The sequence below is a fragment of the Isoptericola croceus genome (assembly GCF_029382255.1).
Lineage (GTDB): Bacteria > Actinomycetota > Actinomycetes > Actinomycetales > Cellulomonadaceae > Isoptericola > Isoptericola croceus.
The window spans coordinates 114238-128084 of the sequence record NZ_JARLLG010000009.1; the positions used below are offsets into that span (position 1 = coordinate 114238).

7 protein-coding genes are annotated in these 13847 nt (G+C 71.9%); 3 read left to right on the top strand and 4 right to left on the bottom strand.

Annotation, left to right across the window (positions count from 1 at the left end; translation table 11 throughout):
* Window positions 1-53 precede the first annotated feature (53 nt).
* Complete coding sequence (hisD, locus tag PZC42_RS17210) at window positions 54-1376, top strand: histidinol dehydrogenase (RefSeq protein WP_277212824.1); 1323 nt, start codon at window positions 54-56, stop codon at window positions 1374-1376.
* Between the two features lie 13 nt (window positions 1377-1389).
* On the opposite strand, the gene PZC42_RS17215 is transcribed toward hisD, so the two are convergent.
* Window positions 1390-2247 (bottom strand): alpha/beta hydrolase, encoded by an 858-nt coding sequence (locus PZC42_RS17215; protein ID WP_277212825.1) that lies wholly within the window; start codon window positions 2245-2247, stop codon window positions 1390-1392.
* A gap of 122 nt (window positions 2248-2369) precedes the next feature.
* Between PZC42_RS17215 and PZC42_RS17220 the strand changes: the two genes are divergently transcribed.
* The gene (locus tag PZC42_RS17220) at window positions 2370-5738 is read left to right on the top strand and encodes a hypothetical protein (RefSeq protein WP_277212826.1); all 3369 of its coding nucleotides are present in this window, start codon (window positions 2370-2372) and stop codon (window positions 5736-5738) included.
* A 57-nt stretch (window positions 5739-5795) separates the two neighbouring features.
* Here the strand turns inward: PZC42_RS17220 and recQ are convergent, their stop codons facing one another.
* Window positions 5796-7646 carry a DNA helicase RecQ gene (gene recQ, locus PZC42_RS17225; RefSeq protein WP_277212827.1) on the bottom strand — a complete coding sequence of 617 codons (1851 nt, stop codon included), beginning with the start codon at window positions 7644-7646 and terminating at the stop codon, window positions 5796-5798.
* Window positions 7647-7766: 120 nt separating this feature from the next.
* On the opposite strand from recQ, the gene PZC42_RS17230 reads away from it, so the two are divergent.
* Window positions 7767-11054: a DEAD/DEAH box helicase gene (locus PZC42_RS17230; RefSeq protein WP_277212828.1), complete on the top strand. Its 3288-nt coding sequence runs from the start codon at window positions 7767-7769 to the stop codon at window positions 11052-11054.
* Here PZC42_RS17230 and PZC42_RS17235 read toward each other — a convergent pair.
* Window positions 11051-11731 carry an ABC transporter ATP-binding protein gene (locus PZC42_RS17235; RefSeq protein WP_277212829.1) on the bottom strand — a complete coding sequence of 227 codons (681 nt, stop codon included), beginning with the start codon at window positions 11729-11731 and terminating at the stop codon, window positions 11051-11053. The two genes, PZC42_RS17230 and PZC42_RS17235, sit on opposite strands and share 4 nt — an antisense overlap.
* Window positions 11731-13800 carry a bacteriocin-associated integral membrane family protein gene (locus PZC42_RS17240; RefSeq protein WP_277212830.1) on the bottom strand — a complete coding sequence of 690 codons (2070 nt, stop codon included), beginning with the start codon at window positions 13798-13800 and terminating at the stop codon, window positions 11731-11733. Before PZC42_RS17240 ends, PZC42_RS17235 begins: the two co-directional genes overlap by 1 nt.
* Between the last annotated feature and the right edge of the window lie 47 nt (window positions 13801-13847).

The following is a 13847-nucleotide window of genomic DNA, read 5'->3' on the forward strand; positions in this document are numbered from 1 at the left end:
CGCCGTGCGGGACGACCGGCCGTGCCGATTCCGGTGGGTCCTACACTGGTGGCGTGATCCGACGTATCGACCTTCGTGGACAGGTCCTGTCCCGCACCGAGCTGCTCGGGGTGCTGCCGCGCCCCGAGGTGGGCGTGGAGCAGGCTGTCGAGACAGTGGCTCCCGTCCTGGCCGACGTCCGGTCCCGGGGCGCTGCGGCGCTGCGGGACCTGGCCGAGCGTTTCGACGGGGTTCGTCCGGAGCATCTGCGGGTGCCTCAGCGCGCGATCGACGAGGCCCTCGCGAACCTCGACCCGGCCGTCCGTGCCGGGCTCGAGGAGGCGATCGTCCGGGTGCGTGCCGTGCACGCCGACCAGGGGCCGGCCGAGCACACCACGGTCCTGGCGGACGGCGCCGAGGTGCGCCAGCGGTGGATCCCGGTGCAGCGCGTGGGCCTGTACGCGCCCGGGGGTCTCGCCGTCTACCCGTCGTCGGTGATCATGAACGTCGTCGCCGCCCAGGAGGCGGGCGTGCCCGCCCTGGCGGTGGCCTCGCCCCCGCAGAAGGACTCGGGTGGCCTGCCGCACGGGACGATCCTGGCCGCCTGCGCGCTGCTGGGGGTCGACGAGGTGTATGCCGTCGGCGGCGCGCAGGCCGTGGCGATGTTCGCCTACGGTGCGGCCGGGAGCGAGCCGGTCGACGGTGAGCTGCTGTGCGAGCCGGTCGACGTCGTCACGGGCCCGGGCAACGTCTACGTCGCGGCCGCCAAACGGCTCGTGCGCGGTGTCGTCGGGATCGACGCCGAGGCCGGGCCGACGGAGATCGCCGTCCTGGCCGACCACACCGCCGACGCGGGCCACGTGGCGCTCGACCTGATCAGCCAGGCCGAGCACGACCCGATGGCGGCCTCGGTCCTCGTCACACCGGCGGTGGAGCTCGCCGGCGCGGTGGAGTCCAAGCTCGTGGACCTGGCCGAGGCGACGAAGCACAGCACACGGGTCACGACGGCGCTCGCGGGCCCGCAGTCCGCGGTCGTGCTCGTCGACGACCTGGACCAGGGGCTCGCGGTGGTGGACGCCTACGGCGCCGAGCACCTGGAGATCCAGACCGAGGACGCCGCGACGCTCGCCGAGCGCGTCCGGTCGGCGGGGGCGATCTTCGTCGGCCCGTACTCACCCGTGTCCCTGGGCGACTACATGGCGGGCTCCAACCACGTGCTGCCGACGGGCGGCACGGCGCACTTCGCGAGCGGACTCGGCGTGCACGCCTTCCTGAAGTCGGTGCAGGTGATCGACTACTCCCGCGAGGCGCTCGCAGAGGTGGCCGACCGCCTGGTCGCCGTCGCGAACGACGAGGACCTGCCCGCGCACGGTGAGGCGGTGCGCGGGCGCTTCTGAGGTGCACCGGTCGTCACCGGTCGTCGACGGTTCGCTCGACCAGCCGTGCCACGGCGTCGGCGACCTCGGGCCCGAACATCACCGGGTCGTTGTGGTCCGCTCCGGGCAGCACGAGGTGCTCGGCGAGCCGTGGTGCGGCGTCGGCCACCGCACGGCTCTGGCCCGGTGGGACGACCGAGTCGGCGTCGCCCTGCACGACGGTGACCGGGACCTGGGTGGTGGCCACGTGCTCGCGCACCTCGTAGCGGTCGCGCAGCAGCGTGTCGATCGGCAGCACGGGGTAGTGGTGCGCACCGACGTCGGCGATCGAGGTGAAGGGTGAGCGCAGCACGAGTCCCGCCGCCGGCACCTCGCTGTTGAGCCGGGCTACCACGGCGGTGCCCAGGGACTCGCCGAGGTAGACGGTGCGTTCCGGCGGATAGCCACGGTCCTCCAGCGCCTCCAGCGCGGCGCGCGCGTCGGCGTGCAAGCCGTCGGCGGACGGGGATCCCGGGTTGCCGCCGTAGCCGCGGTACTCGAGCAGGAGCACCGCGAGCCCGTGGTCGGCCAGGTCCGCGGCGAGGTCCGCCCGCCCGAGACGGTTGCCCCCGTTGCCGGGGGCGAGCAGCACGGCGGTGTCGCGCTCCGGCGCTCCGGCGGTGGGCGGGACGAACCAGGCGGTGAGCTCGAGCCCGTCGGCGGTATGCAGCGCGACGTCCTCGCCGCCGTCGACGGCGGGTGCGGCAGGTCCGGGGTCGCTGCGGTCCGGGAAGTAGATCAACCGGTCCTGTCCCAGCCACGCGGCAACCAGCAGGAGGCCGGCGCCGAGCGTGAGCGCGCTGCCGGCCGCGAGCAGGCGACGCAGCCACCGTCGGTGCGGGTCGCCCTCCATCACCCCATCATCGCTGGCCGTGGATGAAACTCCCACCAGCCCGCCCCCGCGGGTCCCGCGCGGTCGTACGATCGACAGACCGACCAGGTGCCGGGAGCCGCGCGGCAGCAGGGGTGACGACGATGGCGCACGACGACTTGGGCACGACGGCCCACCCGGGCCGGCGACCGGCCTTGTCCCGGCGGCGTCTCGGGATGGTCGCGACCGCCGTCGCACTGGTCGCACTGGTCGTGCTCGTCGTGCGCCCGGCCGGATTCTGGCCAGGGATCCTCGGGAGCCTGAGCGGCGCGCCGTCGAGTATTCCGTCGACCGAGCCCGTCGGCGAGCCGGGCCCGGTCCCGGTGTGCGGCTTCCCGGTACTGGACGCCATCACGCAGGACGGCGTCGACGAGGCGGAGCTCGACGGGGTGCGCACGATCGTCGCCGACGTCGCGACCGTGGGGGACTCCGAGCCGGTGACGTTCCGCATCGCCGCGGGCAGCGCCTTCGTCCTCGAGCGGGAGGACGCGACGTACACGGTGACGCGGTACGACCTCGCGTCCGGCGACCGGACTGCCACCACGACGATCGAGCTCGAGGCCGACGACGACACCCAGCTCTTCAGCACCGACTACGTCGAGGTCGACGAGGCCGGCGACATCTTCCTGCTCGACACCTTCGCCGGTCGCCGGGACCTGCTCAAGGTGTCAGCCGACGGTACGGTCGACTGGCGCACCGCGCTCCCTCAGGGGCCGCAGACGACGGGCAGCGTGGTCGACCTCTACGGCGTGGTGCGCTGGGAAGGCGCGGCCGGCGCGGAGGTCGTCGGCGTCCAGGACGCGGGGGAGCTCCTGCATCGCGTGACCGGTGACGGGGAGCTTCTCGAACCGCTCGACCTCACGGGACGCGTCGTCGGGCAGCTCCCGGACGACCGCGTCGTCGTCGCGAGCGACGAGAGCGACGGGCAGGTGCACCGCGCCGGCCTGCGCGCGGTCGACGCCGCGGGCCGGACGAGCCTGCACCTCGGTGCGTCGTGGCCTGACGATCGGCCGTTCGCCGGTTCCGGCGTCGCGTGGACCGAGCCCTCCGGTGTCTCGACGGGTCCGGGCGACGAGGGGATCGTCGTGGCCGAGCCCGGCGTCGGATTCACCTGGTTCGGCGAGGACGGCGTCCAGCGCGGGGTGTGGCCCGACTCACGCCTCGACCAGAAGCAGCCGTTCGCGCTGTGGGAACGCACGCCGTTGCTGCGGGGCGGCGCTGACCCGCGCGCGCCGTACTACGTCCTCGCACGCGGCGAGGAGGGCGGCTTCGCGCTCACCGAGATCACTGCCGAGCGCATGGCGTTCCAGCTGACGGCGACCAAGGAGTACAACGCCACGAACGAGCCGGTGCTCGGTCGGCTGGGCCTCGGTGCCGGCCTCGTCGTCGACCGACCGCACGGCGTCTTTCCTGACGGTGCCGAGCCTGACGTGCGTGCTGTGTTCGACGACACGTGGGCGCCCTGGGCGGAGGACTACCGGTTGCGCTACCAGGTGCGTGGCGACCCGCGCGTGCCCGATCCCGTCGTGGGGGAGGAGACGATCGTCGACCTTCCCCCCGACGGCGGTGAGATCGTGCTCGACCTGCCCGGCACCCGCCCGGGCGTCTACGAGGTGGACGCCGCGCTCGTGCGGGCCGGCACGGGCGCGGCCGTGTCGGGCACGTGCCTGCGGTACACGGTCGCGGCTCCAGGCAGCCCGCTCGATCCCGCGACACTCGCCGACGGCGCCGACTGGGGTGGTGCCAAGCCGTTGCGCGGCGTGCAGCTCGCCGAGCAGCTCGGCATCGGCAGCCATCGCATGCAGCTCGACTTCTCGGCGATCGTGCCCGACCCGACCGAGGACCCGGACCCGGCGGCGCTCGTCTGGGACTCGCTGCCCGTCGTGACGGACCCGTCCGACGACGGCGGTGGGGACGAGGCGGGCGACGCCGACCCGTTCGCCGAGCTCGCCGCGGCAGCCGAGCTCGCGGCCGAGACCGACGTGCTGCTGATCGTTCAGGTGGGCCAGGGCGGCGAGGCGGAGCATGCGGCGGCCGCCGCCGGGACGTGGGAGGGCTGGGTACGACTGATCGCGGCGCAGGTGCAGGCCCGCGCCCCGACGTTGCGTCACTGGCAGCCGTGGAACGAGCCGAACGGTACGGGCTACGAGGACGCCGCGCGCTACGAGAGGGAGGTCGGCGCCCCGTTCGCGCGCGCGGTGCGGGCTGCCGTGCCCGGTGCCGTCGTCGTCGGCGGCAACACGCTCGGGATCGTCCCCGACTGGTGGGGCGACCTGGTTGCCGCGGGCGGGTGCGACTCGCTCGACGTGGTGGGCATCCACCCGTACACGGGGTTCAACCGCTCGTGGGAGGAGGAGGGGTTCTCCCTCGACGGTGCCGAGCTGGACCAGCTTCGTGATGCGATCGGCCCGTGCGGTGACGTGCCCGTGTGGGACACGGAGTCCGGCTGGTGGTCCGACGGCGTGGCGAACTTCCGCGCGTCGGCCTGGGACGTCGCGCGCAAGCTCCTGTGGTACGCCGTGGAGGACGTCGACGAGTGGACCTACTTCTTCTCGGAGGGCGGGTTCGGCGAGGCGGGCGTGTCGTGGTCACTGCTCCAGTACGGCGGGTACCTCAAACCAGCCGGCGCGGTCTTCGCCGCCACCGCCCCGTTCCTCGACGAGTTCGACGGCTTCACGCCGGTCGCGGTGGACGGGCCGGGCATCCATGCCGTGCGTGCGGACACCGCGGACGGCGTCGAGCTGCTCGCACTGTGGACCGAAGACCTCGCGCTCCCGGTGCGGGTCGGTGCGGGAGGAGGCAGTGCGGTGCGGGTCGACCTCCGGGATGCCTACGGTGCCGAACGCGCGATGGAGATCCCGGCTGGCGGGGCGGACATCGATCTGAACGGGGCGCCGGTCTTTCTCGTGGCTCCGGCGGGCACAGGGCTCGAGGTCGCCCCGGTCGAGACGTTCGGTCCGGACGTGCTCGAAGGACGGTCCGCCTCGGCCTCGTCGACGCACGACGACGCGAGTCCGCCGGCCGTGGTCACGTCCGGCACGCTTGCGGTGCGCGACCCGTGGCGGTCGGGGCGCCTCGCCGACGGGGCCGTCGACGAGGCCCCGTCCGTCGAGGTGACGACCGGCGGGCCCGTCGAGATCGACCGCGTCGCCGTCGCCACGGCGGGCATCCGCTGCTGCACGTCCGGGCTGCGCGACTACACGGTCTCGGTGCGGACGCCCGACGGCGGGTGGCGCGACGTCGCCGAGGTGCGCGACCAGTTCTGGGAGCGCGTGGCACTCGTCCGGTTCGACCCGGTCGAGGTCACCGCGGTCCGCGTCCGGGTCCCGATGACGACCGAGCGCGGTGTACCGGTCCTCGCGACCAACCAGACGGGCATCGTCGGCGGGCTGCACCCGCACTTCATCCCGTTGGCGACCGAGAGCGACTGGATCGCGGCCGTGAGCGCGATCCAGGCGTGGGCTCCGCCGTGATCTGGGCGAAGGGTCGTTGCGCGCCACTGCGGACACGGCGCGAAGGCGCCGGCCCGGTCACTCCTGGGCGGTGTGCAGGGCCGCCAGGAGGCCGTCGCCGTAGCGGTCCAGCTTTGCCTGGCCGACGCCGCTGATCCCGCGCAGCGCGTCCAGGTCCGCCGGCCGTCCGGCCGCCACGGCACGCAGCGTCGCGTCGTGGAACACCACGTAGGCGGGCACGCCCTGCTCCTTGGCGGTCGCCGCCCGCCAGGCGCGCAGCTGCTCGAAGACCTCCTGGTCGGCGTCCGACAGGGCGGCCACCTCTGAGCCTGCGCCACCGGCGCGTGCGTGCTTGCGCCCGCCGCCCTGGGGTCGCGGGTCGCGCCGCAGCCGTACCTCGCGGCGCCGGCCCAGGACCTCTGCGCTGGCTTCCGTGAGCAGCAGCGTGCCGTGGTTCGAGTCCACCTCCAGCAGACCCTGGGCCAGGAGCTGGCGCGCGACGGACCGCCACTCGCCGTCGGACAGGTCGTCACCGACGCCGAACACGGTGAGGCCGTCGTGCCCCCACTGGGTGATCTTGGGTGTGGACTTCCCCTGCAGGATGTCGACCACGTGCCCGACGCCGAAGCGCTGGTTGTGCTCACGGTCGAGCCGGTACACGGCCGACAGGAGCTTCTGTGCGGCGATGGTGCCGTCCCAGGCCTCGGGCGGGTTCGCGCAGGTGTCGCAGGCGCCGCATCCGCCGGGGTGGTCCTGGCCGAAGTAGCGCAGGAGCTGGGCTCGGCGGCACTCGACCGTCTCGCACAGCGCGAGCATCGCGTCGAGGTGGGACGAGAGCCGGCGGCGGTGGGTCGGGTCGCCGTCGGACTCGGCGATCATCTTGCGCTGCTGGACGACGTCGGCCAGCCCGTAGGCGAGCCACGCCGTGGACGGCAGGCCGTCCCGGCCGGCGCGGCCCGTCTCCTGGTAGTAGCCCTCCACGGACTTGGGCAGGTCGAGGTGCGCGACGAACCGGACGTCGGGCTTGTCGATGCCCATGCCGAACGCGATGGTCGCCACCATGATCACGCCGTCCTCGCGCAGGAACGTCGACTGGTTGGCCGCGCGCACGTGCGCGGGCAGGCCCGCGTGGTACGGCAGGGCGCGGATGCCCTGGTCGGTCAGCTGCTGAGCGGTCCTCTCGACCGACGCACGGGACAGGCAGTACACGATCCCGGCGTCGCCCGGGTGCTCCGTGCGCAGCAGGTTCAGCAGCTGTCTGCCCGGGTTGTCCTTCGGTGCGATCCGGTAGGTGATGTTGGGCCGGTCGAAGCTGGCGACGAAGTGCCGGGCATCTCCCAGGCCCAGGCGGGTGGCGATCTCGGCGCGGGTGTGCTGGGTCGCGGTGGCGGTCAGCGCGATGCGCGGGACGCCGGGCCAGCGCTCGGCCAGCTCGCCCAGCCGCAGGTAGTCGGGGCGGAAGTCATGGCCCCACTGGGACACGCAGTGCGCCTCGTCGATGGCGAACAGCGCGATCGTGCCCTGATCGAGCAGCCGGGCGGTGGACTCGACGCCGAGCCGTTCCGGCGCGAGGTACAGCAGGTCGAGCTCGCCCGACCGGTAGGCCTGCTCCACGGCGCGCCGCTCGTCCGGGTTCTGCGTGGAGTTCAGGAAGCCGGCCCGGACGCCGAGCGCGTCCAGGGCGTCCACCTGGTCCTGCATGAGGGCGATCAGCGGCGAGATCACCACGCCGGTGCCGCGCCGGACGAGTGCCGGGACCTGGTAGCACAGCGACTTGCCGCCGCCGGTCGGCATGAGCACGAGGGCGTCGCCGCCGCCTGTCACCGTCTCGATGATCTCCTGCTGGTCGCCGCGGAAGGAGTCGTAGCCGAAGACGTCACGCAGCACACGGAGTGCGGGCGCGGTCAGGACGGCGTCCGGGAGCGTCATGGCGGTCAGTGTGCCAGGGGCAGGTGACACGGCCTCTACGCGGCGCCGTGGGAGGAAAAAGTGTGCCAAGCGCGTCATCGACCAACCCGGTACCGCGGCACCACGTGCGAGCATGGGCGCATGCTTGCCCCGCCACCCCGGCTCGACCCGCTCGTCGTGGGCGGGATCGTCGGGACCACGACCTTCCGGCGGGCGCAGGGATACCAGCGGGCGGGGATGGTCGTCTCGTGGCGCTGGGACGCCGACGAGCTCGTCCTGACCGCCCGGGTCGCGGGGAGCGGTCCTCGGCCGTACAGCTGTCGGGTCTGGTTCGTCGTCGCGGACAGCCGCTACGCCTTCGAGGCCTCGACGTGCTCCTGCCCGGTGGCCGTGGACTGCAAGCACGTCGCGGCCACGCTGCTGCACGTCGCCCCGCACGGTGCCGAGGGCCCGGGGCGGCGCACCGCCGCGGGCTCCGGCTGGCGCGGCCGGCTCGCCGCCGTCACCGGAGCGGCCGGCCCGACGGCGGTACCGGAGGCGGGTGGTGTCCTGCCCGTCGCGCTGCGCTTCCGGCTCGACGGGGCGTTCGGCGACGCGGACCCGGAGCTCTCGGTGCGCCCGGTGGTCCCGGCCAGGAACGGCGGCTGGAAGGTTGCCCCGGAAGCGAGCTGGGACGCCCTGACCCGCGGCCTGTACGCGTTCGCCGGGGTGCGGGCGACACCGGCGCCCGAGGTGCGCCGATGGTTCGCCGACCTCGGGGCCACGCTCGCGGACGGCCTCCGGTCGCGGGACGCCTGGCGCCCGCTGTCCTCCGGTGGGCGCGGCCTCTGGCCGCTACTGGCGGAGGCCGCCGACCTCCAGATCCCCCTGGTCGGTCACGGCACGCACGACGAGGTCCACCTGGCCGGCACGGCCGCCGTCCGGCTGGAGATCGGGTCGTCCCACGACGGCGTGCGGCTCGTGCCGACCGTCGCCTTCGACGAGACCGACGCGGGCGACGGAGCCCAGGTCGGCGTCGTCGGGGACACCGGTCTGTTCGCCGTCGAGACGTCGTCCGGACGGACCGTCCTGCGGCTCGGCCCGGCTGCTCGCCGGCTCGGCGAGGGTGTGCGCGAGCTCCTCGCGCTCGGGCGGACCGACGTGCCGTCGTCGGACGTGGACGAGCTCTTCACCGAGCACCTGCCCGCCCTGCGCCGGGCCACACGCGTCGTCTCGGACGGCAGCGTGGAGCTGCCGGAGAACCCGCGGCCGGTCCTCGTGGCCACCACCACCTTCGCCTCGCCGGAGAACGCCGAGCTGTCCTGGGGCTGGCACTATCCGCGGGGTGACGGGGCGGTGCGGACCGTCCCCCTGGCGGGCGGCGCAGTCGACCCGACGCGCGACCCCCAGGTCGAGTCGGAGATCCGCGAGAAGGTCACCTCGGTGGTCCGGGGCGTCGCAGGGTTCGAACGGTTCGAGCTCAGCGAGCGTCAGCGGTTCACCGGGCTCGACGCGCTCGACCTGGCCCACGACGTGCTGCCTGCGCTCGCCGGCACCGACGTCCACCTCCAGGGTGACCAGGTGCCCGACTACCACCACCTCGACGGGCCGGCGCGGGTCGTGGTGGACGGCGCGCCGTCCGGGGGGTCCGACTGGCTCGACCTGGGCATCTCGGTGACGGTGGGCGGGCGGGAGGTGCCGTTCTCCAAGCTCTTCACGGCGCTGGCCCAGGGCCGCAAGCGGCTCCTGCTCGTCGACGGGTCCTGGATGATGCTGAACCAGCCCTCCCTGGGGCGGCTGCGGTCGCTCATCGAGGAGGCGACGGCGATGAGCGACAAGCCCGGGCGGCTGCGGGTGAGCCGCTACGACACCCAGCTGTGGACCGAGCTCGAGGACGTCGCCGACGAGGTGCAGGTCTCCGAGCGCTGGCGCCGGTCCGTGGTCGACCTGCACCTGCTCGCCGAGGGCGGCCGGACACCCGAGTCCCTCGAGGCTCCCGAGCAGCTGCGGGCCGAGCTGCGGCCCTACCAGCACCAGGCCTACGAGTGGTTGACGTACCTGTGGCGCCACCGGCTCGGGGGGATCCTCGCGGACGACATGGGCCTGGGCAAGACGGTCGAGACGCTCGCCTTCCTCGTCCGGGCCCGCGCCGAGGGCGCGACCGCCGGACGGCCCGCCGCGCCATTCGTCGTCGTGGCACCGGCGTCGGTGGTCGGCAACTGGGTCGACGAGGCCGCACGGTTCACCCCTGGATTGCGCGTCGTCGCGCTGCCCGCCACCACCAAGAAGCTGGGGCGCAGCCTGGCGGACGTCGCCGCGGGCGCCGACGTCGTCGTCACCTCGTACGCCGTGTACCGCCTCGAGTTCGAGGCGTTCGACGCGCTCGAGTGGTCGGGCCTGATCCTGGACGAGGCCCAGTTCGCGAAGAACCCTCGCACCCGGGCCAACCAGACCGCCCGGCGGCTCGACGTACCGTTCAAGCTCGCGATCACCGGGACGCCGCTCGAGAACAACCTCACCGAGCTGTGGGCGATGCTCGCCATCGTCGCGCCCGGACTGTACCCGTCGCTGCACCGGTTCCGGGCCGAGACGATCCGGCCCGTCGACGCCGCGGCGAAGGACGACGACGCCGCGGTCGTCGCGGCGGGGAACCGGGCGCTGGTACGTCTCAAGCGCCGTATCCGTGCGCTCATGCTGCGTCGCACCAAGGCGCAGGTCGCACCCGAGCTGCCTGCCCGGCAGGAACAGGTGCTGCGGGTGCCGCTCGCACCCGACCACCGCAAGGTGTACGACACCCACTTGCAGCGGGAGCGCCAGAGGCTGCTCGGCCTGCTCACCGACTTCGAGGCCAACCGCGCGGCCATCTTCCGGTCGTTGACGACGCTGCGCCGGCTCGCCCTCGACGCCTCCCTGGTGGACGAGGCCTACGCCGGGGTGACCTCCTCCAAGCTCGATACCGTCGTCGACCAGCTCACCGAGATCGCCGCCGAGGGCCATCGTGCCCTGGTGTTCTCGCAGTTCACGTCGTTCCTGCGACGCGTCGAGCGCAGGTGCGTCGACGCCGGGCTCACGGTGGCCTACCTGGACGGGAGCACCCGGGACCGGGCCGGAGTGATCCGCGGCTTCAAGCAGGGCACCGCACCGGTGTTCCTCATCAGTCTCAAGGCGGGCGGGTTCGGGCTCAATCTCACCGAGGCCGACTACGTCTACCTGCTCGACCCCTGGTGGAACCCTGCGGCCGAGGCGCAGGCCGTCGACCGCACGCACCGGATCGGCCAGACCCGGCACGTCGTGGTGACCCGCCTGGTCGCCGCGGACACCATCGAGGAGAAGGTCATGGCGCTCGCCCGGCGCAAGGCCGCGCTGTTCGACGCGGTGCTTGACGACGACGCCGGAACGTTCGCCGGCGCGTTGGGTCCGGACGACGTCCGCGGCCTGCTGGACGGCTAGCGTCGGGCCAGGCTCGGCGGAGCCGGTACGGTGAGAGCATTCCGGACCGCGTCGAGGTCAAGGATGCGATTGCACGACCTCGACACCGATTCGTCGTGAGTAGCGACCACGACCGTGGCCCCGTCAGAGGCGAGTTCGTGCAGCGTGGCTATCACCATGTCGGCATTGACGGTGTCGAGGGCACCGGTCGGTTCGTCCGCCAGGATGACGGCGGGCCGTCGGACGATCAGGCGAGCCAAAGCAACACGTTGCTGCTCACCACCGGACATCTGGTGGATGGGGTCTCGGCCGCGTCCGCTCAGGCCGACGCGTTCCAGTGCCGAGTCGACGTCGGCTCGCTGGACACGCCGACGCACACCACCATCGGCGAGCTGGACGTTGAAGTTGACATCGGCGTTCTCCACGAGGGCGTAGTTCTGAAACAGGTAGCCCAACACGTCGCGTCGGACGAGCCGGGCGGCTCGACTACCCAGGTCCGAGACGGATCGCCCCGCCACCATGATCCTCCCGCTGCTCGGGGCCTCCAGCAGGCCGAGGCAGTTGAGCAGTGTCGACTTTCCGGTACCGGACGCGCCGGTGAGCGCCAGGACCTCGCCCGACGCTATGTCGAAGGACAGCCGGTCGAAGAGGACTCGGTGACCGTACACCTTGCGCAGTGATCTCACGATGACGGACATCAGATGGCCTCTCGGTTGCGAGTACGGGACAGGCTTGCCGTGCGGGCAGACAGGTGAGCGATGAACACCAAGGTCGCGACGGCAACGAATGCGGCAAAGACGAAGGGCTGCATGGCACCAAAGGCTGGTGCCGCGGTGTCGACGATCTCGCGTCCGGCCATCTCGGATCGGGCGAGATCGGTCCGGTAAGTGTTCACCTGTGCCAGACCGATACTGCCCGCCAGTAGGACGAGCGAGCCCTCAGCGAACAGGATGCGCCGGTGCGTTCGCAGGAAGGACCAGCCATGGACGTAACTGATCAGCATGAGCTGGGCGTGGCGTTGGACGTAGGTCCGTCCTAGTCCGATCGCGACGACGATGGTGACCAGGGTGGCGACGCCCGCGGCGATGACCGACTGCCAGGCATTGGTGACTTGGTCGGCGTACCAGTCGGCGGCCTCCTGTGCGACAGGCCGGTAGGCGCTGATCATCGGCTGCACGGTCGGCTCCACGCCGGCCGCGGCAGCGACGTGGTCGGTGACGAGGACCCGATTCTGGGTCGCCCAGGAAAGATAGGTGTCCGGTGAGACGATCCCGGTGTCGTGGTTCAGGACGATGACGACGGAGTCATCGAGGAATCTCGGTGCTTGTCGGGTACCGGACTGAGCCTCGTAGGTGAAGTGCTGCTGACCGTCGGCGACGAGCTCGACCGTCACGGTGCTGGTCGGGGACCGAGGGTTCTCTCCTGACGCCGTGAAGTCGAGTTGCTCCCGGAGCCAGCGCTGAGTCGCGGCCATGACCGAAGCCTCATCCGCCGATCGGCCGGCAGGAAGGAGGATGCGCACCTCGTCACCGCCGACGGGATCGACGGCGGTGCCATCGGTCGACCTGATCGCATGGCGCGCGAGGTAGAGATCGTTCACGATGAGCACGTCGTCGGCGAGCTCATGAAGGCGTTCCGGCAGGACGAGCATCGCCGCGCCGGCCTCCTCCAGCGAGTTCAACCAGTACCCGGCGTCAAGCACCCGTGACTCGAACTCTTCCATATCCATGTGCCCGCCGAAGGAGATGCTGACCACGTCCTCGGCGGCCGCCCACGCCGCACGAGAAGCTTCGTATTCTCGGACGTGGGACAGCGCACCGTGGGCAGTGATGACGGCGATCACAGCGAGCAGCGTCGCCGGAATGCGCACCAGATAGAGCATGGGGGTCACATGCGGCGTCGGAGTCCTTCCTTTGATGCCGGCGACCAAGTCCACCGAGGCGACGGCGAACAACATCGTCAGATAGGCGGTGATGGCGCAGGCTGTGAAGACTGCTGCTGTCAGGATCGCCACGGGCGCCACGATCATAAGACGCCGCACACCGAGGTCCGTCACGACGAGTGCGATCGCTGCCAGGATCACTGCCGAGACCGAGACGAGGATCATCGGCCGGTGCGAGGCGAGATCGCGACGAGCGATCACGGCCAAGGAGGTTCCATGGAGCAGCTGGATCGCGTACCTGCGCGAGCCGGCCAGCACGCCGATCCCCGAGAGCAGCGAGACCAGTAGGACGGCGAGCGCCGAGGCATGCCCTGTCGGGGACGAGCCCACGAACTGAACGGTCGCAGCGAGTGCTGACGGTGCTGCGACGAGCGTCGTCTGGAGGCCCATCCCGTCGAAGCCCGTCTGCAAGGCGGTCGCCGACTGGCCAGAGAGCACTGCGTAAATGCCGCGGGGGTCGCGGCCCGTCAGCTCATCAAAACGGTGGACCTGTGTCTCCCGGGTTGAGCTGAATCGTGCGTAGCCTTCGTTGAGCCAGACGTTGCCGAGATCCGGGTGGCTGCTCGGTTCGACGTAGACGTGGCGTACGCCACCGGGATCGTGAAGGTCGCCCACGAGGCGGGCGACCGAACCGTGAGCTGCCGCCACGCCGCGGACGATCTCGGCGGCGTCGTCGCTGTGTGCGGCTTCGGTCGTACCCGATACCTCGATCCAGTGGGTCGGCCCCACGATGTCGAAGCTGTCGGCCTTGTCGAGATAGAGAGGCGGCACGGCAAGTGCCGCGAGAGTGATCAGGACGATCGCCATGACGAACGACCGGTTCATCGATACTCGCTTCGTGAGAGGGACCTTCCCGGAGGCTGGAAGCAGCC